Below are 19702 nucleotides of genomic sequence, written 5' to 3' on the forward strand. Positions count from 1 at the left end.
ATGGCTTTGGTAGATATGAACGAACTCGTGACAATCGCAAAAAAGAACGATGTTCTTCTGCCGGCATTTAATACGACCAACCTTGAAATGACACTGGCAATCATGGACGCATTTGAGCGCGCCGGAATGCCGGGAATTATTCAAATCGCGCCAACAAACGTGAGGCTGTCGGGATATGAGTACATCTCTACTATTGTGCATATGGCGGACAAAAGCTATAGCGTCCCCTTTGCGCTCCATCTTGATCATGGCAAGACGATTGATGATGTCAGAAATGCTGTGAATGCGGGCTTCACATCGGTAATGATTGATGGAGCGGCGCTGCCCTTTGAAGAGAATATCCTGTTCTCGCGACGCGCGGTCGACTACTGTCACTGCAAGGGCGTGCCGGTAGAGGCAGAGCTTGGGGCAATTAAGGGCAAAGAAGACGACCACGTATCCGAGGCGGATTTGAAGACTGATCCCAGCCAGGTGAAAGAGTTCGTTGAGGGGAGCGGCTGCGATCTTCTTGCAGTTTCCGTCGGAAATGTCCACGGTCTTGAGGACACCCCAAAAATCGATCTGCCCCTCTTGGAGAAGATATCCGCAGTTAGCCCCTGCCCGCTTGTTCTCCATGGTGGATCTGGGATCGAGTACTCGACAATCTTTGCTATGAAAAAGTACAACATGGTTAAGATTAACATCGCCAGCGATCTTCGCCGCGCCTTTATCAGCTCTGTCGGCAAAGCGTATGAGGCAAATGCTATGGAGCACAATCTTGCCAAGGTGCTTCTTGAGGCACGCTCGGCCGTAACCGAGGTTGCTTACAAGACCTTGCTTGCTATCAATGGCATGGAGTAAGGGCAATTTTTTCGACAGAAGGCCACTACCATTCCGAGCTTAGGGACGAAGGATCGGTGCTGCTAGATTCGAATTTTGCGTGATATGTGTGTCTGCACATTACATAACGCAAAGTGATAGCAAGCTGACGCGAAGGGGTAGTAGGCACGAGGGAGCTGGAGCGTCTCAATGGGCATCTTATCGAGTCAGGCTACGCCTGGAGACTATATGGCTGAGGTATTTAAGCCGATAGACTCTCGTGACATGTATATCTGGGATGTTAATGATGTCATGGCGAATGGAAAGCCCATCAAATCGGTCCGCAACAGGCCTTGGAGCTTCTTTATTCTTGGCGCGCTGGCAATTGGTTTCTTTATCTGGACTGGGCCAGGTTTTATTGTGGTCAATCTTATCCTGCTTGCACTCCTGATAGTCCTGACATTTGTAACGAGCAACGATCCTGTTATGACGCTATATCCGGACGTAATAATCTGCCATAAATGGAAAAACCCAAGCTCAATATGTGTAATACCCCGTGACAAGGTCGCATATTGGAACTCTCCGATTGGCAGGGCGGCTGGCATCCAAATTGTGTTCAGCGATCCGATGGATGAGAAAAAGAACGTCAGCATCACAATAAAAACGATGAACTCGTTTGGGGTCGTCCAGCTGCTTGACAAGTATTTCTATGACAAGTCCTTGTCAAGGATGCAGCTTGAGCATACTGCGGCTTCAACCAAGGGCAAGCTCGGAAGAAAGCTCAGAGAGAACAATCGATTCGGACGTTCTGCAGAGTGAAAGCTCGTTACAACGAGCAAACTCTTTGCAGAAAAAGGAAGCCACGCAGTTTCCTAACCGGTTTTGTATGGATAGAGGGTGATGTGCTTTTTTAATAATAAAAGAGAGATGGCATCATAGAATAATACCAGAAAAAAAGACCACTTGTATTATAATCAGACCAATTTATACTCGTGTTGTCTTGAGCGTGACAAAGTTCTCAGCTTTTTAGTCAGTAGCAGAGCAAGTGTCCAGCAGGTGTTTATGACGTGCGAAGGAGAGAGCATGCCAGAGAAAATGAAGACAGTCGTATTTCATGGTGTCGAGGACCTTCGGGTTGAGGAGTACGAAGTTCCACCCGTAGGCTATGGGCAAATTCTGGTTCGCGTCAACGCATGTGCCATTTGCACCTGGGAGCAGCGGGTTTACAAGGGCATCAACAAGGTTGAGTACCCGTTTATCGGCGGCCACGAGATCGCTGGAGTGGTCCAAGAGATTGGTCCCGGGGTTGACGAGAAAATGTGGCATGTCGGAGACTCGGTTGTATGTGGTGTGCAGCTTGCGTGCAACAGCTGTGCCCAGTGCAAATCCGGTAACCAAAATGCGTGCAAGAACTTTGACCACAGCAAGCATCTTCCAGGGCTTCCTTACCATGGAATGGGTGGGTTGAGCTCACATTATCCGGTAAACGTATCAAGCTGTTTCAAGTATGATGGCATCCCACCCACTCAGGCGGCAATCGCTGAGCCAGTGTCCTGTGTGGTGCGCTCAATCGAAACTGCGGATATCCATTTTGGCGATGTTGTGCTCGTAATCGGATGCGGAATCATGGGACAACTTAATGCCCTTCTTGCGGCAAAGAGGGGTGCAATGGTTATCGTGTCTGACATGAATGAGCAGCGGACAGACCTTGCCCTTTCTCTTGGGGCCAAGTTTGCCATTAATCCCTCAAAGAGTAACCTGCACGATCGAATCTTCGAAATCACGAGGGGTGAAATGTGTGATGTGGTGATTGACACCACCCCCCTTACCAGCGTCGTGGCCGATGCGGCCTCATGCCTGGCAAATATGGGCAAGCTTGTGTTTTATAGCTCCTTCCACCCGGATACCCCAGTTCCCTTTAGCCCAAATACCCTGCATGGACATAACCTGCAATTTATTGGGGTAGCCAACTCAAGCCAGGGTGATTTTGTGAGGGCGACTCGTCTGCTCTCCGAGGGAGTAATTTCTGTCGAGCCGTTCGTGAGTGAAAGCTATCCTGTGGAGGAGGCCAAGGCGGCCTTCGAGTCTGCCTGCAAGGGAGACAAATTCAGGGTGGTTATCACCTTTTAGGTGCGATAGATTCAACAGGATGTAATGGCTGCAACCATGAGACCTGAAGCAGAGAGAGTATGCAACCTTGTCAACGTCCACGAAACTCCGGCTGAAAAAAGACAAAGGCATTCCTTTGTATGTATCACTCAAGAACGAACTTGAGTCGCTTTTTTCTAGCACTCCTGCGAATACCCCTCTTCCCGGCGAAAGAGAGCTGAGCGAACGATACGGAGTCAGCCGGACGACGGTAAGAAAAGCCAAGGATCTACTCAGCCGCGATGGAGTAGTGCATAACGTTCATGGAGTGGGGTCCTTTAGCAAGGGTGCCGAAGTTCACTCCTCTGACAGGTCTTTTGCCTTGAGTAACAGACAGATTTCCTTCTTTGATCAAGTGGTTTCTCAGGGCGGAATACCCACCTCAAAAGTTCTCGTGCAAGATATCAGGGAAGCTGATGCGAATATTGCTGAGCGCCTTGGAATCAAGCCAGGGGAAAAGATTTTTTCGCTAGAGCGTTTGAGATACATCAACGGGGAGCTGTATCAGATTGCAAGCTGCGTCATCCCGCTGCATCTGTGCCCTGACTTGATTAAAAGAGATTTTGCTGAAGATGTGTCCCTTTACCGTGTGCTTGAGGAGTATGGGATAGTACCTGCCTATGCATTAAAGAAAATAAAGATCGTAAAAGCAGATGATTATGACTCGGCCCACCTGGGCATCGAGCCTGGCAGTCCTGTTGCCGTAACCTACGCTACCACCTACGACTCCTCTTCTTCGATAATCGAATACTCTGTAACGAGGTCGCTGGCATACATTTTTGAGGTACAAATGGCAATTTGTGATAATGGGTTTGCAAAGAACCTGGATAAGATATTCGACATCAACACTGAAGGATAGGAAGTGGCGTCCGCGAACGCGGGTTGAGACCATAGGCTCGTGGCTGAAAACGTACTAGATTAAGAGGTCCAAAGTGTCCGCAAACGTGATGATTTTCCCGTCGCTTGCCTGCTGCGATCCTGGAAAACGTGTCAACTACCTGCGTGCCTTCGAGCAAGCGCATGTTGAGGCGATTCACTTTGACGTGACAGACGGGCACTATTCTCCGACTATCTGTTTGGGGGTTGATGACTTCAAAGACGTGAGGAGGCACACCAGCCTTCCCATTGACCTGCATCTTGCCGTACAAAACCCTGAGCAGTGCATTGATTTTTTTCCTTTGTGCCAAGGTGATAGATGTAGCTTCCATCCCGAGGTTTGCAATCAGCCCTACCAGACGCTACAGCGGCTGGCCAAGAGAGGCGTTCACGCAGGCCTTGCCATTAGTCCTGGAGTGCCTATCGACTATCTTCGTGAGTGCTTCGGAGTGTTGGATTTCGTGCTGGTAATGGCTGTTAATCCGGGTTTTGCCGGGCAGAAGATTGTGCCGAATCATTTTGAGAAGCTTGCTAGGGTGGTTCGTCTTGCGTGGGAGTCGGAGTTGCCGATGGAAGTGATTGTGGATGGGAACACAACTGCCGAACATGCCGCCCGCATGGTTGGTATTGGGGCTTCTGGGCTAGTTGTGGGTAGCTCGTCGCTCATCCACGGCAGTCCGAGCAGATTCCTAAAAAAATATCCAGAGTATTTTGCGCGTGTTTCCGGAACGGTTAGTGCGAAATAACGAGGTCTATCGAGAAGAGATTGGAGCAGGGTATGTTAGTAAATTTGAGGGATATATGTAGTATTGCTGAACAGAATAATATGGCAATTGCTGCCATAAACGTTGCAAGTTTTGAATCAGTGCGAGCTGCGCTCGATGTTGCCGAGCAAACAGGCCACCCCATCATTATCCAACATGCTCAAGGGCATCAGCACCTTGCTCCCCTCAAGGACATTGGCCCTACCATGATAGCTCTGGCAGAGCGTTCAAGCGCACTTGTCTGTGTCCATCTCGACCACTGCGAGGACCTCTCCTATGCGGTGCGTGCGCTGGACATGGGGTTCACGGGCGTAATGTTCGACGGCTCCGCCCTGCCATATGAAACCAATGTCGAGCGATCCTGCCGTATGGCATCGCTCTGCAGGGACTATCAAGCGGGTCTCGAGTGTGAGATTGGCTCGATGGGTAGCCGCGAAGCGGGCGAGAAGGATGAGGGTGGCACGGTCGAGGAGTCTGGTGCCGTATACACCAATCCAGATCAAGCTGCTGAGTTTGTCAAGGTTACCGGTCTTGACATTCTCGCGTGCTCATTTGGCACCGTGCATGGCATCTACAAGGGAGAGCCTCACCTCAACTTCGATGTTCTTTCGGACATTCGTGCCCTTGCCAAGGTTCCCCTGGTGATGCATGGGGGATCGGGAGTCTCAGACGAAGATTATGCGCGTGCCATCGACGCTGGCATTCGCAAGATAAACTACTACACCTATGGCGCAAAGTATGCGGGGGAGGCAGTCTGCGCGCTTGCTGACAGGCGCCGCAGCGCAAAGCCAGGCGCAGTGGTGTACTGGCACGATATGACTCGCACCGCCTACGATACCCTGAGGGATACGTTTGAGCATGTCGTGACGGTCTTTGCCAACGGAGCCTCGCCGATGGCGTAACCAACACCACGGCCGTCTAGCTCCTTGCCCCTACAGCAAGAGTACATTGAACGTCTCTGTCGATTGCCGCTGTCCCGGTACATTCGGGGCAGCGCGCTGCGATTTGGCTGCCGTTAGGCTATCGTGTGCATGTTTTGAGGGAGAAGCCCCACGTGACCTGGCGGCAAACTGACTGGAGGGCAGCAGATGGATCGTACGAGAATCGCGAGGCTCTATGCGGACAAGGAGACGCTGGGCGGATCGACGCTCACCGTCGCCGGCTGGGTCCGCTCAACGCGCGACATGAAGAACTTCGCCTTCGTCACGCTCAACGACGGCAGCTGCTTCAAGGACCTGCAGGTGGTCCTTAACCGGGACCGCCTTGGCGGTGAGACCTACAACCACATCGTCTCTCAGGGCGTTGGTTCGGCGCTCGTCGTCACGGGCGAGCTTGCCCTCACGCCCGACCGCCCGCAGCCCTTTGAGCTCCAGGCGACGGAGCTCGCGGTAGAGGGGGCGTCCGCACCGGACTATCCCATGCAGAAGAAGCGGGCCACGCGCGAGTTCCTGCGTACCCAGCAGCACCTGCGGAGCCGCACCAACCTCTTCCGGGCCGTGTTTCGCGTGCGCAGCGAGGCGGCCTTCGCCATTCACCGCTTCTTCCAGGAGCGTGGCTTCGTCTACGTCAACACGCCCATCATCACCTCGTCGGACGCCGAGGGCGCCGGCGAGATGTTCCGCGTCACCACGCTCGACGTCGAGAACCCTCCACGCACCGAGGACGGCAACATCGACTGGTCGCAGGACTTCTTTGGCAGGCCCACCAACCTTACCGTTTCGGGCCAGCTGCAGGCCGAGAACTTTGCCCTTGCGTTTGGGGACGTCTATACCTTTGGCCCCACCTTCCGCGCCGAGGACTCCAACACGCGGCGTCATGCGGCGGAATTCTGGATGGTCGAACCCGAGATGGCATTCTGCGACCTGGCGGGTGACATGGACGTCGCAGAGGTCATGCTGAAGTACGTTCTCAACCACGTCATGAGCAGCTGTGCCGACGAGCTCGCGTTCTTTTCCAGGTTTGTCGACAAGGGCCTGCTCGACCGTCTGAGGCACGTTGCCACGAGCGACTTTGCCCGCGTCAGCTACACCGAGGCCGTCTCCATTCTCAAGGCGGCGCAGGCGTCCGGCACCACGTTTGAGTTCCCGGTAAGCTGGGGCGTCGACTTGCAGACCGAGCACGAGCGCTACCTCACCGAGCGGCATTTTGGATGCCCCGTTTTTGTGACGGACTACCCCTCCGCCATCAAGGCCTTCTACATGCGCCTCAACGACGACGGCAAGACGGTTGCCGCCGCTGACTGCCTCGTGCCCGGCATCGGCGAGATCATCGGCGGCTCTCAGCGCGAGGAGCGTCTGGACGTGCTGGAGAGTCGCATGCGCGATCTGGGGCTCGACCTTGACCAGTACCGCTACTATCGCGACCTTCGGCGCTTCGGCGGCTGCCGTCATGCAGGCTTTGGCCTGGGCTTTGAGCGCCTCGTCATGTACCTTACCGGCGTCGACAACATCCGTGACGTTCTGCCGCATCCACGCACCGTCGGCAACGCCGAGTTCTAGGGAATCGTCGGAACTTTCTAGGGGGCTGTCGGATGGTATAGCTTGCAGCCTGCGATTTGCCCGGACCCCTGGAGAAAACTCGGAAACTATTAGAGGGAACTCTGAGATTATTAATGACCGGAGAAGGCCCACGCTGAGCATTAATTATTTGCATCCTGGGAAAACGTCTTATCAATGACCAAATCGGCCTGACTTGGTCATTGATAATTTCAAGCATGCTCGCAGGCGTGGGGTGACGCTCGCGAGCATGGGATGACACGCCCGAGCATGGGACGATGCGCCCGGACGTGGGGAGCATGCGCGGAGGCGTGGCACGATGATTAGCAGCATAACTACTATAAATATTCAATATAATGCTTTGAAGTAATATTTAAATCATCCTGTTAAACAAAGGATACAACCTCATACATTGAGATAGATACATTGGATATCTAGACCGAGCTAATCCACTCATCGTCAATTTCTGCACGCTCGCGAAACCGCATCATAAGGCCGGCGCTGTCCGTATGGCGCTTGGCTACGCTTGCTGCGAGGGTTCATTACAGGCTGGCGGTCGGGCCACGCGCCAGGTGGCGCAGCGCGCAGCGCCGGTCGGCGCGGGACCGTCCCATCACAAGAAGCGGAGGGTCGCATGCTGAAGCATTCGCACGTGAGGTTTTCCAAGATTCCCCAGGTCCTGATAACGGCGGGGCTGTCGCTCGCCCTGGCGACAAGCCCGTCGGTGGCGCTCGCCTGCACGCAGATCTACGTGGGCAGCGCACAGTCGGCGGACGGCGACACCTACTGGGGCAGGTCGGAGGACTTTGCCAATCGCTATGGCAAGGCCTTTGGCATTGAGCCGGCGACCACGCAGGGCAAGACCCTCCAGTCATACGAGAACGGCGTGGACCCGTCGGAGAGCTTCCAGTACAAGATAGAGGGACCCACCTTCCGCTACACCTATGTCCGTGACACGCCGGACAACTGGACGCTTGAGGGCGACGTCGCCGCCAAGGCGTACTCTGAGGCGGGCACCAACGAGAAGGGCGTGAGCGTCTCCTCGACGCTGACCACCAACATGAACGACAAGATCGACGCGGTGGACCCCAGGGTGGACACGGGAATCGGCGAGTACTCCATCGCCGACCTCGTTCTGTCGCAGGCTTCCACAGCCCGCGAGGGCGTGGAGCTTCTCGGCAAGGTCATTGACGAGAAGGGCACGCAGGACGCCAACCAGATCGTGATCGGCGACGCCAAGGAGACCTGGATCTTCATGCAGCTGTCGGGTCACGAGTGGTGCGCCGTCAAGATGACGCCCGACGTCGTCTCGCTCAATCCCAACATGGACAACCTCAAGTTCGACGCAAACCTGGACGACGCCGAGACCTGCCTGCATTCGGCTGGCATCGTCGAGACGGCCAAGAAGGCCGGGTCCTACGTGGAGAGGGACGGCGCGATGGACGTCGCCGGCTCCTACGGCTCAACCTCCGAGGCGCAGGAGGCGGGACAGAACACCCGCTACGTCCAGGGCCATGACTACTTTGGCGACGCCAAGGTGGCGGGCACGGACTACACCACCGACGACAAGGGCCAGGTCACGAGCCTCACCAGCTCCGACCTCACCTTTACTCCCGCCTCCAAGTCGGACACCTTCACGGTGCTGAGGGCCTATGCCGCCCGCGGCGAGGGCACCGACGTGGACGCCAACAAGAACGCCGACCTCTATGCCATCGGCAACAACCGCACCACCGAGACGCACGTCTTCCAGGTGCGCCGGGGGCTTGACGCCGACATAGCCACCGTGCAGTGGGAGGCCCTGTCCCGCAGCGAGTTCAGCGTCTTCGTGCCGAGCTACTCCGCGCTGCTGACCAAGGTGGACGAGAGCCTGTATCCGTCCGAGGCGAACTTTGACGTGAGCCACATCGGCGAGATCACCGAGTACAAGAAGGACGAGAGCGGCAAGAAGGTCTACGACCCGACCCTGATCGACGCCAACGAGGCGACGGCCATGCAGGACAGCGGCACCACGTACCTGGACTACGCCGTCATGGACCTCAACACTCTGGCCTACAACAACCGCGAGTCCGTGGCCGACGGGGTTCATGCCTACCTGGACGCGCTGCAGAAGGAGGTCATCGCCCAGCAGCAGGAGGTGGATGCGCAGATGCAGGCCACCGCTGACGGCCCCGCCCGCAACGCCCTCGCCGACGAGGCGCACAGGGTCGTCTCGAACGAGACCTATGCCAAGGTGAACGCGCTGTTGGGCGAGGTGCGCAGCTACCTTGGGAAGGGTGACGCGTCCACGCCGTTCAAGGCGTCCGACCTCAAGGATGACGGCACGCTCGCGACGCCGTTCGCCTACGCCTCCGCCGTCAAGGACTTCGACGCCCAGAAGGCCGCTGCCGACGTGAAGCTTCCCGTCACCGACGAGGACGTCGTCGCCAAGGCCGTCGCCTCCTACCAGCCCGAGGCTGAGGTCCCCGCAAGCACCGGCCTCTCTGCGGGCAACGTTTCGCTCCTGGGCTTCCTGGGCGCCTTTGCGCTCTTTGTGGTCGGGATGGGCAGGCGCAACAAGAGGAGCTAGCCTCCCGGCGCAAGGGGGCCTGGCCCTTGATGCGCGCGGGCGCCAACAGGAGTCATCCCCTCGGGCACGTCAGCGTCCCCGGGCCTCGCAAGGGGTCCAGGGACGTCCGCATGACGTCGGGGCGCCGACGGCGGTAAGCTCCACCAGCGCCTTTGCGCTCGCGGGCTGCGGCAGCCAGCGCGCCGGCTCCTCCTCGGGGTCCGGCGCGTCGGGTGACTACACCGTCACCTTCGCCCAGGCCTCCGATCCCCGCGGCCTCGATCCCGCGCTCGTCGATGACGGCGAGTCCGCCAACGTCATGGTCAAGATCTACGAGAACCTCCTTCAGTACGGGGCGGCTCCCGCGGGGCGTGCGTCGGCAGAGCCACCTTCCATCCCTGCGACATGCTTTGGAACGGAGGAAGAGACGTGCTGAAATACGTGGCCAGGCGCCTGCTTCAGGCCATTCCCGTCCCTTTGGGCCTCTCCATCACCGTCTTCTGGTCGGGCATCCTCATGATCATCCTCTTTGCGGGCATCCTGCACCTGCTGCCGTCAGGCGGCCGCATCGACCCCATGCTCGCCTTGGTGGGAGGCACGGGCTCTTTCTGCTTGACACGCTTCTCTCGGGCGACCTCGAGGCCTTCGGCAACGCGGTCCAGCACATCATCATGCCCGTGCCCGGATAGCTCGCCCCCGCGCCGCTATGAGAGCGTCGGGTCTGAGCCCTCGTCGCCCACGACCGTGACGGCGAGGGCCGCGTTGTCGCGAGCGGCCCTCAAAAGGACGCGACAGACGTCGTCGAGCCAGCGGGGCTCGGACGCAGGAGGCCTCCTGCGCAGGACGATGATGTGAGTGGGCGTCACGACGTCGCCGAGGCAGTCAGCGAGCGCCGAGAGGTTCGCCCCGTAGTAGATCGGGAAGCCCAGGCGTCGGGCGAGGTAGGCGTGCAGAGAGGCGGCGTCGGAAACGTCCCTCTCGTCTATGACAAGGCGCTGACTTCGGGTCATGGCAGCTCCCCTGCGCTAGTACAGGCGCTCGAAGGTCCGGTAGTGGTCGGCGGTGTAGTAGATGAGCCCGTCGTCGGAGAACACGAGGCGCCGGGCGCCCCGACGGCCGCCGTGGTAGTCGATGTCGCACTCGGTCCACCTGCGCCCCGTGGCGTCGGGAAGCGCGCCGTCGTCGTTGTGGTAGCACCCGCCGCCGATGGACATCCCGGGGCAGACTTCGTCGAGGTTGCCTTTGGCGTTGTCCCAGCCGCGCTCCCTCGCCTTGGTCTTGGTGACGAAGTTGCGCGGCAGGCGCCCAAACTCATGGACGTAGGCCGCCACCTCGTCCTTGGAGGTGTAGCTGCCGTCTTCGCGAACGACGATGCCCGCGTCGGGCGGGGTCGGGGTCGTCGTGGCGCGGGGAGAATCTCCTGCGGCGGCCCGCACGTCCGTCCCGCCGCCCAGGGTGGCCCTCCACGCCATCGCACGAGGGCCCGCGATGGCGGCCGCGACGACGATGATCGTCGCGAGGACCGAGAGCGCCTGCGAGAGCTTGTCCGACCTGGTGTTCATAGGGCCAGTATAGGCATCTTGGCCCGCCTGCTCGCTAGTACAGCGGCAGGTCCTTGGTGAGGGGGTCTATGTCCTCTGCGCGCAGGGGCTCAAACGCCAGACAGGTGTAGGTGGGCTCGCCATGGAACTCGGTCAGCCCCGCGTCGCGTACGAGCGCGACGACAAGTCCGCGCCTGCGACCCTCGTCCGCCAAAGCCAGGAGCTCCTCCTCGGAGTCGACGTACACGCAGACCTTGGCGACGCCCGCGTCAAACCAGTCATAGAGCGCGGTGTGCCGGCACGTGTCGTCGGCCAGGTAGGCCCGCCCACCGTCGTCGCTCGCGCGCAGCTGACCCTGGCGCCCCTCCTTCACCAGGGCGAGGAGCACCGCCTCGACGCAGGCATGACCGGCCTGGGCGGCAATCTTTCCCTTGCGCATCCTGAGGTCCCGCCGCATGACGATCATCTGCTTGGCCTTGTAGGACGAGACGCCCATGCTTCCTCCCCCAAACGCTCGTGCGACGTATTGCCGGGCGCGGCCCCGCGCCTGCGGCGGCCGGGCCCGTCTCCGTCCGCGTCGCGACGGATGACCCTACTTGGCCTCGAGCAGCTCGATCGTGAAGTTGAGCGCCTTGCCGGCCATCTCGTGGTTGAGGTCAAGGTGCAGCGTCGTCGGCGTCACCCTGCTGACGCGGGCGGGCAAAGGGGCGCCCTGGGGCGAGCGCAGCATCAGCTGCGTGCCCACCGTGACCCCGCGCAGGTTCTCGGGGACCTCGGACATCGGGACCTCCTGCACGAGCTCCTCGCGCCGCTCGCCATAGGCGTCCTGGGGCTCCAGGCGAATCGTGACGGTGTCACCGACGGCCATGTCCCTGACCGCGCGGTCAAAGCCGGGAATCATCTGCCCGGCCATGCAGGTGAACGCCAGGGGTTCGCCTCGGTCGAGCGACGAGTCGAACTTGGTGCCGTCGTCGAGCGTGCCGGTGTAGTGGACCTTGACCTTCTTGCCTTCGTTGCTCATGCTAAAGCTCTCCTGTCCCGTTGCTGCGGCCGGCGTGATGGGCGCGTGGCTCGGGAGGGTGCGCGAGACCCACGAACGCGGCCGTTTGTTACGCTTTGTGGCACAACGATTATGCCTTGCCTCGTCACGGGGGGCAAGCGAGGGGTGACGCGGTGAGGCGATGATACGAAAGAGACTCTTTGACCTGGCGCCCGACGCGCTGCGACACGTCCTGCTCGCGGCGGGCGCGAGCTGGCTGGGCCTGGTGTCGGACGTCGTGCTGGCCGGGGCCCTCGCCCGTGCGTTGGCCGACCTTTCCTGCGGCGCCGGGGCTGCCTTCGTGCCGCTGGCGCTTGCTGCGGGCCTGGCGGCCCTGCCCCTCAGGGTGCTTGCCGTCAAGCGCGCCTCGGCGGAGGGATGGGCCGCCTCGCGCGAGGCCAAGCGCACCCTCAGGCATCGTCTGTACGAGAAGCTTCTGGTTGTGGGGCCGGGCTACGACGCCCAGGTGTCCACGGCCAAGGTCGTGCAGCTTGCCGTCGAGGGCTGCGAGCAGCTTGAGGCCTACTTCGGCAAGTATCTTCCCCAGCTCGCCTTCTCGCTCGTGGCGCCCCCCACGCTCGTCGTGGCGCTGGTGGCCCTGGAGGGCGCGACCTGGCCGGCGGCGCTCACGCTGCTTGCGTGCGTGCCGCTCATTCCCCTGGCCATCATGGCCACGCAGAAGGTCGCCCGTCGCCTGCTCGGCGCATACTGGGACGAGTACGTCACGCTGGGCGACTCCTTCCTCGAGAATCTCCAGGGCCTCACGACGCTCAAGATCTACCAGGCCGACGCGGCGCGCCATGAGGCGATGGACGCCGAGTCCGAGCGCTTCAGGGTCGTGACGATGAGGGTGCTGCGCATGCAGCTCAACTCCATCATCGTCATGGACGTCATGGCCCTGGGCGGCGCCGCCCTGGGCATCGCCGTGGCGCTCGGCCTCCTCTCCGCGGGCTCCGTCAGCCTCTTTGGCGCGCTTCTGGTGGCGCTGCTGTCGGCCGACTTCTTTTTGCCCCTGCGCGCGCTGGGCTCCCACTTCCACGTGGCCATGAACGGACTGGCCGCCGCCGACGCCATGTTTGCGCTGCTCGACCTCCCCGAGCCGTCAGGTGGCGGCACCGCCGACCCCGCGCCGGGGGACCATCTGCGCATGAGCCACGTGGACTTCTCGTGGGACGGCGAGCGGGAGGTCCTTCACGACGTGTCCATCGACGTGCCGTCCGTGGGGCTCACCGCCCTCGTCGGCGCCTCGGGGTCGGGCAAGTCCACCATCGCGTCCCTGCTTAGAGGCGCGGTCGCGCCCACGGGAGGCACGGTGCTGCTGGGCGGCCGGCCCCTGTCGGACTACCGTGCGCAGAGCCTTGCGCGCTATGTGACCCTGGTGCCCAGCTCAAGCTACCTCTTTGCCGGCACGGTGCGCGACAACCTGCTCATGGGCGACCCTGACGCGCCCGACGACGACCTGTGGCAGGTCCTGGCGGGCGTGCGGCTTGACGGGTACCTGCGCGGTCGCGAGGGCCTCGACACCGTCGTCGAGGCTCAGGGCGAGAGCCTCTCGGGAGGTCAGCGCCAGCGCCTGGCCCTGGCGCGGGCGCTTCTGCGCAACTCTCCCGTCTACATCCTCGACGAGGCGACGAGCAACATCGACGTCGAAAGCGAGGAAGCCATCATGGCGGCGGTGCGCTCCGTCGCGCGCTACAAGGCGATCGTCCTCATCAGCCACCGCCTGTCCAACGTGACGAGGGCTCGCGAGGTCCACGTGCTTGACGGCGGCCGGGTGGTGGGCGCGGGCAGCCATGAGCGGCTGCTGGCGGACAGTGACGACTATCGTGCCCTGTGGGAGGCCCAGCGGGCGCTCGAGAACTTCACGCCGCGCGCTCGCGCGGGGCGCGTCGCCTTCGGGCCCGCAGGCCCGATTGACCCTGAGGAGGCCGGTGATGCGGACGCGGAGTAACGCCTGGATCATGTGGCGCCTGTTGGGGCTGACGCGCCCGCTGGCGGGCGTGATGGCCCTGTCCGTCATCTGCGGCGTGGCGGGCCATTGCTGTGCCATCCTCATCCCCGTCCTCGCGGTGGCCGAGGCCCTCTCGCTTGCGGGGGTGACGGCAGGCGCGTGGCCCGCGCTCTCGCCAGGCGCCTGCGCGGCCGTCCTGGCGGGCCTGGGCGTCCTGCGCGGGGTGCTGCACTACCTTGAGCAGACCTGCAACCACTACATCGCGTTCAAGCTCCTGGCCCAGGTGCGCAGCCAGGTCTTTGCCAGTCTGCGACGCCTGAGCCCCGCCAAGCTCGCGGGGGCGGACAAGGGCAGCATCATCTCGACGGTCACCGCGGACATAGAGCTTCTGGAGGTGTTCTTTGCCCACACCGTCTCGCCGGTCGGCATCGCGACGCTCACCTGCGCCGTCATGGTGCGCCTCATAGGAGGCCTCGCCTGGCAGCTGGGCGTGGTGGCTGCCGTGGGCTACCTGCTGGTGGGCGTCGCGGTGCCCCTGGCCGTCTCGCGCGCCTGCGCCCCTGCCGGCGTTGCCTCGCGAACCCAGGCGGCCGCCCTGTCAACCTACGTGCTCGACGGTCTGCGCGGCCTTGCCGAGGTGCTGCAGTTTGGCGCCGCGGCGACGCGCCTGGACGGCCTGGACGAGAGGTCCGAGGGCCTTGCGCAGACCCAGCGACGGCTTGCTGCGGGCGCCTCGACGGGCGCGGCCGTCACCCAGGCCCTCGTCACGGTTTTGTCTTTGACCACGCTCGTCGTGGGGGCGGCGCTGTGGGGCGCCTCGTCCATCGACGCTCCCTCGGCCGTCCTCGCCACCGTGCTCCAGCTCAGCTCGTTTGGCCCGGTCATCGCCCTGGCCAACCTGGGCGGCGGCCTTCAGGGCACCCTCGCCTCCGCCCGCCGCGTCATCGACCTGTTGGACGAGGAGCCTCAGGTCGAGGAGGTCCTGGAGGGTGACGACATAGCGTTTGAGGGCGCCGCCATGAAGAACGTGAGCTTTGCCTACGACGAGGAGCGGGTCCTTGACAACGTGTCGCTGAGCGTGCCCGTGGGCGGCATCGTGGGAATCACGGGTGCGAGCGGCTCGGGCAAGTCAACGCTCTGCCGACTCCTGATGCGCTTCTGGGACGTCACCCGCGGCCAGGTGTCCATCAGCGCCCAGCGCATCGACACCATTCGCACCGACCGCCTGAGGGAGCTTGAGTCCCTCGTCGAGCAGGACACCTACCTCTTTCACGGCAGCATCAAAGACAACCTGCTCATCGCGCGACCGGACGCCAGCCAAGGACAGCTCGAGGAGGCCTGTCGCGCCGCCTCGGTGCACGACTTCATCATGAGCCTGCCGCGGGGCTACGACACGCCCGTCGGCGAGCTGGGCGACACGCTCTCGGGCGGGGAGCGCCAGCGCCTGGGGCTGGCGCGCGCGTTTCTCCACGACGCCCCCTTCCTCATCCTGGACGAGCCCACGAGCAACCTCGACGCGCTCAACGAGGGCGTGATCCTGCGCAGCCTCGACGAGCAGCGCGGCAGGCGCACGGTGCTGGTGGTGAGCCACCGCGCGAGCACCATGGCCGTGGCGGACGCGAGCCTCTCCATGGACCGGGGCAGGATGAGCTGAGAGGGACGGCGACCCGGCGCGGCGCGGTGTGGGGCCTTCGCAGGTCCCCGCCTGCAAACGGGTATGCTGTGCACGTGACATGACGATCATGGGCCTGTGTGGGGACATGCCGGGAGGGGGTTGGTGCCATGGCGGACAAGCGCGGCTTCGTAGGGGTCTTTGACTCCGGGATCGGCGGCATCAGCGTGCTGCGCCGCCTCGTGGACCAGCTTCCCCACGAGGACTTCGTCTACGTGGGCGACGGGGCGCACAACCCCTATGGGAGCAAGTCGAGCGAGCAGATACTCGGGTACTCCCGCGACATCGTGCGGCGCCTGGCCTCCTGCGGCGCCAAGGCCGTCGTCATCGCCTGCAACACCGCCACGAGCGTGGCGCTGGCCCGGCTGCGCGACGAGTTTGACGACCTGACCTTCGTCGGCGTCGAGCCCGCCCTGAAGCCCGCGACGGAGCGGGTGCCCCACGACAGCATCCTGGTCATGGCCACGCAGGTGACGCTGGCCCTCGACAAGTTCCAGCGCCTCGCGCGTGCGTACGGCTCAGACTCGAACGTGGTGGCCGTCCCGTGCGTGGGCCTGGCCCATCGCATCGAGCAGGGAGACCTTGACGCCCCGGACCTTCAGGACCTGCTGACGGAGCTGGTGGGCGCCTACCGCGGGAAGGTCGACTCCGTGGTCCTGGGCTGCACCCACTATCCCTTCGTGGCGCGTCAGATTCGCGCCGTCGTGGGCGACGTTCCCTTCTTTGACGGTGCCGCAGGAACGGCCCGGCGGCTCGCCTCGCTGCTGGACGAGCGCGACCTGTTTGCCGACGATCGACAGCAGGGGAGCGTGACCTTCCTCTCGACCCTTCATGAGCCGGGAGTCCTCGAGCGCTATCAGGAGTTCTTTGCGATGCCGCTGGACCCGGACGCGTCCTGCGCCTAGGCGTCGGGGCCTACAGCCGCCTGGTGCCCCAGTAGAAGAGCGCCACGGTTCCGGGGCCGGTGTGGCAGCCGATGGTGGCCCCGATGTCAAAGTACTCCACCTCGCCGCGCAGCGCGGGGAAGGACCTCGTGACCATCGCGCCGAGGTCCTGGGCGTCACTCAGGCACTCGGAGTGGCAGATGAAGACCTTCTCGGCGTAGTCGGCCCCGCCCTGGGCGAGCTGCTCCATCAGCTCAAGGACGCGCCGCTCGGCCCTGCCCTTGGTGCGGATCTTCTCCTTGACGGCCAGGGTGCCGTCATCGGGCACGTTCATCACGGGACAGATCTTGAGCAGGCCCCCCACGGCGCCCGCCGCCTTGGAGATGCGCCCGCCCCGCACGAAGAACGTGAGGTCCGACGAGAAGAACCAGTGCTGCACGTCAAGGCGATGCGCCAGCGCCCATCCGTGCAGCTCGTCGACGTCCATGCCTCCGTCTCTGAGCTCGGCCAGCTTGTCCACGAGCAGGCCGTAGCCGGAGGAGGCGCACAGGGAGTCGACCACGTGGACCGTGCGGTCGGGAAACTCGGCTCTGAGCTGATCCTGGGCCGTGCAGGCGGACGAGTAGGTTCCCGATATGCCCGAGGACAGCGAGACGTGCAGGACGTCGCGGCCCGCCTTGAGGAGGGGTCGCCAGTGCTCAAGGTAGCCGCCCACGCTGACCTGGGAGGTCTTGACGACGGCCCCGGCGCGCATGCGCTCGTAGAGCTCCCTGGGGGAGTGGGTCCTGCCAAAGTCGTCCTTGCAGGGGACCCCGTCAAGATAGTAGTTAAAGGGCAGGCAGCCGACGCCGATCCTCTCGAGCCACTCATGCGACAGGTCAACGGTGGAGCAGCAGGTGATGGCAACGTCCGACATGCGTCCTCCTCAAGGGTCCTCGTCCTCTCGGATACTATACTAAGGCAACGGCGCCGCGCCATCTTGGCCGCCGCAGGCGCCGGTATGTTGCCATCGGCCACATGGGAGGCGCTTCATGACGTGTAGCATCGATACGCGCTGCGTGCAGGCAGGGTATGTCCCGACGAACGGCGAGCCCCGACAGGTGCCCATCGTCCAGTCCACCACCTTCAAGTACGACAGCTCGGACGCCATGGGACGCCTCTTTGACCTTGAGGACAGCGGCTACTTCTACACCCGTCTGCAGAATCCCACCAACGACCACGTGGCCGCCAAGATCGCCTCGCTCGAGGGCGGCTGCGCCGCCATGCTCACCAGCTCCGGGCAGGCCGCAAACTTCTTCGCCGTATTCAACCTCGCCGCATGCGGCGACCACGTGGTGGCAAGCTCCACCATCTACGGCGGAACCTTCAACCTGCTGGCCCACACGCTGCGCAAGATGGGCATCGAGTGCAGCTTCGTCTCGCCCTTCTGCACGCCCGAGGAGCTCGACGCGGCGTTTAGGCCCACCACGAAGTGCGTGTTCGGCGAGACCCTCGCCAACCCTGCGCTCACGGTCCTCGACGTCGAGAAGTTCGCCCGCGCCGCCCACGACCATGGCGTCCCCCTGATCGTGGACAACACCTTCCCCACGCCGGTCAACTGCCGTCCCATCGAGTGGGGGGCGGACATCGTGACCCATTCCACCACCAAGTACATGGACGGCCACGGTGCCGCGGTCGGCGGAGCGATCGTCGACGCAGGTAGGTTCGACTGGATGGCGCACGCCGACGCCTTTCCCGGCCTCACCCGTCCCGACGACTCCTACCATGGCGTCGTCTACGCAGAGCGCTTTGGCAGGCAGGGGGCCTTCATCACCAAGGCGACGACGCAGCTCATGCGTGACTTCGGGTCCATCCAGAGCCCCCAGAACGCGTTCTTGCTGAACCTCGGCCTGGAGTCCCTGCACGTGCGCATGGCCCGGCACTGCGCGAACGGCCGCGCGCTGGCGGAGCTCCTTGAGGGCAGCGGGGAGGTGGCGCGGGTCAACTACCCGAGCCTGCCGGGCGACCCGTCCTTCGAGCTCGCCCAGAAGTACCTTCCCGGGGGGTCCTGCGGCGTCGTGAGCTGCGAGCTTGCGGGGGGCCGCCCCGCCGCCGAGCGCTTCATGGCGGCGCTTAAGATCTTTGCCATCGAGACCCATGTGGCGGACGCGCGGTCCTGCTGCCTGCACCCGGCCAGCTCCACGCATCGCCAGATGACTGACGAGGAGCTGGCCCACGCCGGCATCGGCGCGGGCATGGTGCGCCTGTCCTGCGGCATCGAGGGCACCGAGGACCTCCTTGCCGACGTGCGTCAGGCGCTGGACGCCATCTAGCCACCAAAACGGCGCCGCGCGCCACGCGCGGCCCGTCATGGGTCGAGGACATCTGCGACAGGGGGAAGGGCGGGCGTATGGGCATCACCGACGAGGAGCTGGCGTGCTACCTGGCGGACGACGACGTGGTGTACGACGCCACGCAGATCTTTGACGCGCTGTCGGACTTCACCCGCTTCCAGATCCTGGGCGGCCTCGTCGGGGGGGAGAAGAGCGTCACCGACCTCCAGGAGGTCTGCCACGTGTCACAGTCGGCCGTCTCTCACCAGCTACGGCTCTTGAGGGACCGCGGCCTCGTCTCGTCGCGCCGTGACGGGCAGAGGGTCTACTACTCGCTCTTGGACGAGCATGTGGTGGACCTCGTCGCCATCGGGCTCTCGCATGCCGCCGAGGACCTGAGGCCTCCTGCCGAGTGACGCGCTCGTCGCGTCGCGGCACCCAGGAGCGCCATGGCACCCAGGAGCGCCATGGCACCCGGGAGCGCCGCGGTACCAGGTCTCGCGCCGACGCCTCACGTCCGGCTCGGGCAGGGCGGCGCAGCTCTGACTGTGTGCTTCTCATGAAGATGCGTCCGATTAAGGATACGCCCGGGGCCGTGGTATTTTGACATGACCCCCGTGACGGCGTATTCTGCGGTACTGCTCGCCGTATGTCCGTCCTCGCGAACCCCCGGGCTG

19 protein-coding genes are annotated in these 19702 nt (G+C 62.4%); 13 read left to right on the forward strand and 6 right to left on the reverse strand.

Going from position 1 to position 19702, the window contains the following annotated elements; all coding sequences use genetic code 11:
• From HMPREF2826_RS01370 to HMPREF2826_RS01400, 8 genes are all read left to right on the forward strand, one after another.
• On the forward strand, window positions 1-840 hold the full coding sequence (locus HMPREF2826_RS01370) for a class II aldolase (RefSeq protein ID WP_058271285.1): 840 nt from the start codon (window positions 1-3) through the stop codon (window positions 838-840).
• Window positions 841-1047: 207 nt separating this feature from the next.
• A complete protein-coding gene (locus tag HMPREF2826_RS01375; RefSeq protein WP_148138295.1) occupies window positions 1048-1617 on the forward strand; it encodes a hypothetical protein in 570 nt (189 codons plus the stop codon).
• Between the two features lie 264 nt (window positions 1618-1881).
• Complete coding sequence (locus tag HMPREF2826_RS01380; protein WP_070638530.1) at window positions 1882-2928, forward strand: zinc-dependent alcohol dehydrogenase; 1047 nt, start codon at window positions 1882-1884, stop codon at window positions 2926-2928.
• Between the two features lie 67 nt (window positions 2929-2995).
• The gene (locus tag HMPREF2826_RS01385; protein ID WP_083307168.1) at window positions 2996-3805 is read left to right on the forward strand and encodes a GntR family transcriptional regulator; all 810 of its coding nucleotides are present in this window, start codon (window positions 2996-2998) and stop codon (window positions 3803-3805) included.
• A 73-nt stretch (window positions 3806-3878) separates the two neighbouring features.
• Window positions 3879-4568, forward strand: a complete 690-nt coding sequence (locus tag HMPREF2826_RS08965) for a ribulose-phosphate 3-epimerase (RefSeq protein WP_082630045.1) — start codon at window positions 3879-3881, stop codon at window positions 4566-4568.
• 32 nt (window positions 4569-4600) lie between these two features.
• A complete protein-coding gene (locus HMPREF2826_RS01390; protein ID WP_070638533.1) occupies window positions 4601-5488 on the forward strand; it encodes a class II fructose-bisphosphate aldolase in 888 nt (295 codons plus the stop codon).
• Between the two features lie 186 nt (window positions 5489-5674).
• Complete coding sequence (asnS, locus tag HMPREF2826_RS01395; protein WP_070638536.1) at window positions 5675-7084, forward strand: asparagine--tRNA ligase; 1410 nt, start codon at window positions 5675-5677, stop codon at window positions 7082-7084.
• A 631-nt stretch (window positions 7085-7715) separates the two neighbouring features.
• Window positions 7716-9647 (forward strand): C69 family dipeptidase, encoded by a 1932-nt coding sequence (locus tag HMPREF2826_RS01400; RefSeq protein WP_070638539.1) that lies wholly within the window; start codon window positions 7716-7718, stop codon window positions 9645-9647.
• A 437-nt stretch (window positions 9648-10084) separates the two neighbouring features.
• On the opposite strand, the gene HMPREF2826_RS09535 is transcribed toward HMPREF2826_RS01400, so the two are convergent.
• The 5 genes from HMPREF2826_RS09535 to HMPREF2826_RS01425 form a co-directional block, all read right to left on the reverse strand.
• Window positions 10085-10291, reverse strand: a complete 207-nt coding sequence (locus HMPREF2826_RS09535) for a hypothetical protein (RefSeq protein WP_070638542.1) — start codon at window positions 10289-10291, stop codon at window positions 10085-10087.
• A 39-nt stretch (window positions 10292-10330) separates the two neighbouring features.
• The gene (locus HMPREF2826_RS01410) at window positions 10331-10636 is read right to left on the reverse strand and encodes a barstar family protein (protein ID WP_070638545.1); all 306 of its coding nucleotides are present in this window, start codon (window positions 10634-10636) and stop codon (window positions 10331-10333) included.
• 15 nt (window positions 10637-10651) lie between these two features.
• Entirely contained in the window at window positions 10652-11188 is a 537-nt protein-coding gene (locus HMPREF2826_RS01415) for a ribonuclease domain-containing protein (RefSeq protein WP_083307169.1), read from the reverse strand.
• A 34-nt stretch (window positions 11189-11222) separates the two neighbouring features.
• Window positions 11223-11663: an aminoacyl-tRNA hydrolase gene (locus tag HMPREF2826_RS01420; RefSeq protein WP_070638548.1), complete on the reverse strand. Its 441-nt coding sequence runs from the start codon at window positions 11661-11663 to the stop codon at window positions 11223-11225.
• A 96-nt stretch (window positions 11664-11759) separates the two neighbouring features.
• Entirely contained in the window at window positions 11760-12188 is a 429-nt protein-coding gene (locus tag HMPREF2826_RS01425; protein ID WP_070638551.1) for an FKBP-type peptidyl-prolyl cis-trans isomerase, read from the reverse strand.
• 160 nt (window positions 12189-12348) lie between these two features.
• Here HMPREF2826_RS01425 and HMPREF2826_RS01430 point away from each other — a divergent pair, with 160 nt between their 5' ends.
• The 3 genes from HMPREF2826_RS01430 to murI all read left to right on the forward strand — a co-directional run bounded on the left by HMPREF2826_RS01430 (window position 12349) and on the right by murI (window position 16734).
• Entirely contained in the window at window positions 12349-14157 is a 1809-nt protein-coding gene (locus tag HMPREF2826_RS01430; protein WP_070638554.1) for an ABC transporter ATP-binding protein/permease, read from the forward strand.
• A complete protein-coding gene (locus HMPREF2826_RS01435; protein WP_246824639.1) occupies window positions 14141-15811 on the forward strand; it encodes an amino acid ABC transporter ATP-binding/permease protein in 1671 nt (556 codons plus the stop codon). Before HMPREF2826_RS01430 ends, HMPREF2826_RS01435 begins: the two co-directional genes overlap by 17 nt.
• 128 nt (window positions 15812-15939) lie before the next feature.
• On the forward strand, window positions 15940-16734 hold the full coding sequence (gene murI, locus HMPREF2826_RS01440) for a glutamate racemase (RefSeq protein WP_070638557.1): 795 nt from the start codon (window positions 15940-15942) through the stop codon (window positions 16732-16734).
• Between the two features lie 10 nt (window positions 16735-16744).
• Here murI and HMPREF2826_RS01445 read toward each other — a convergent pair whose 3' ends face one another.
• A complete protein-coding gene (locus HMPREF2826_RS01445; RefSeq protein ID WP_070638560.1) occupies window positions 16745-17629 on the reverse strand; it encodes a DegV family protein in 885 nt (294 codons plus the stop codon).
• A gap of 115 nt (window positions 17630-17744) precedes the next feature.
• Between HMPREF2826_RS01445 and HMPREF2826_RS01450 the strand changes: the two genes are divergently transcribed.
• Entirely contained in the window at window positions 17745-19025 is a 1281-nt protein-coding gene (locus HMPREF2826_RS01450; protein ID WP_070638563.1) for an O-acetylhomoserine aminocarboxypropyltransferase/cysteine synthase family protein, read from the forward strand.
• A gap of 77 nt (window positions 19026-19102) precedes the next feature.
• Entirely contained in the window at window positions 19103-19441 is a 339-nt protein-coding gene (locus HMPREF2826_RS01455; protein ID WP_058271059.1) for an ArsR/SmtB family transcription factor, read from the forward strand.
• Window positions 19442-19702 lie beyond the last annotated feature (261 nt).

The sequence above is a fragment of the Olsenella sp. HMSC062G07 genome (assembly GCF_001811895.1).
GTDB classification, from domain to species: Bacteria; Actinomycetota; Coriobacteriia; order Coriobacteriales; family Atopobiaceae; genus Olsenella_F; species Olsenella_F massiliensis.

Bases quoted from the DNA above. Each gene is read 5' to 3' on its own strand.
- HMPREF2826_RS01445 (WP_070638560.1), bottom strand. From the start codon at position 17,629: ATGTCGGACGTTGCCATCACCTGCTGCTCCACCGTTGACCTGTCGCAT.
- murI (WP_070638557.1), top strand. From the start codon at position 15,940: ATGGCGGACAAGCGCGGCTTCGTAGGGGTCTTTGACTCCGGGATCGGC.
- HMPREF2826_RS01450 (WP_070638563.1), top strand. From the start codon at position 17,745: ATGACGTGTAGCATCGATACGCGCTGCGTGCAGGCAGGGTATGTCCCG.
- HMPREF2826_RS01410 (WP_070638545.1), bottom strand. From the start codon at position 10,636: ATGACCCGAAGTCAGCGCCTTGTCATAGACGAGAGGGACGTTTCCGAC.
- HMPREF2826_RS01415 (WP_083307169.1), bottom strand. From the start codon at position 11,188: ATGAACACCAGGTCGGACAAGCTCTCGCAGGCGCTCTCGGTCCTCGCG.
- HMPREF2826_RS01425 (WP_070638551.1), bottom strand. From the start codon at position 12,188: ATGAGCAACGAAGGCAAGAAGGTCAAGGTCCACTACACCGGCACGCTC.
- asnS (WP_070638536.1), top strand. From the start codon at position 5,675: ATGGATCGTACGAGAATCGCGAGGCTCTATGCGGACAAGGAGACGCTG.
- HMPREF2826_RS01370 (WP_058271285.1), top strand. From the start codon at position 1: ATGGCTTTGGTAGATATGAACGAACTCGTGACAATCGCAAAAAAGAAC.
- HMPREF2826_RS01430 (WP_070638554.1), top strand. From the start codon at position 12,349: ATGATACGAAAGAGACTCTTTGACCTGGCGCCCGACGCGCTGCGACAC.
- HMPREF2826_RS01380 (WP_070638530.1), top strand. From the start codon at position 1,882: ATGCCAGAGAAAATGAAGACAGTCGTATTTCATGGTGTCGAGGACCTT.
- HMPREF2826_RS01435 (WP_246824639.1), top strand. From the start codon at position 14,141: ATGCGGACGCGGAGTAACGCCTGGATCATGTGGCGCCTGTTGGGGCTG.
- HMPREF2826_RS01390 (WP_070638533.1), top strand. From the start codon at position 4,601: ATGTTAGTAAATTTGAGGGATATATGTAGTATTGCTGAACAGAATAAT.
- HMPREF2826_RS01420 (WP_070638548.1), bottom strand. From the start codon at position 11,663: ATGGGCGTCTCGTCCTACAAGGCCAAGCAGATGATCGTCATGCGGCGG.
- HMPREF2826_RS01375 (WP_148138295.1), top strand. From the start codon at position 1,048: ATGGCTGAGGTATTTAAGCCGATAGACTCTCGTGACATGTATATCTGG.
- HMPREF2826_RS01455 (WP_058271059.1), top strand. From the start codon at position 19,103: ATGGGCATCACCGACGAGGAGCTGGCGTGCTACCTGGCGGACGACGAC.
- HMPREF2826_RS01400 (WP_070638539.1), top strand. From the start codon at position 7,716: ATGCTGAAGCATTCGCACGTGAGGTTTTCCAAGATTCCCCAGGTCCTG.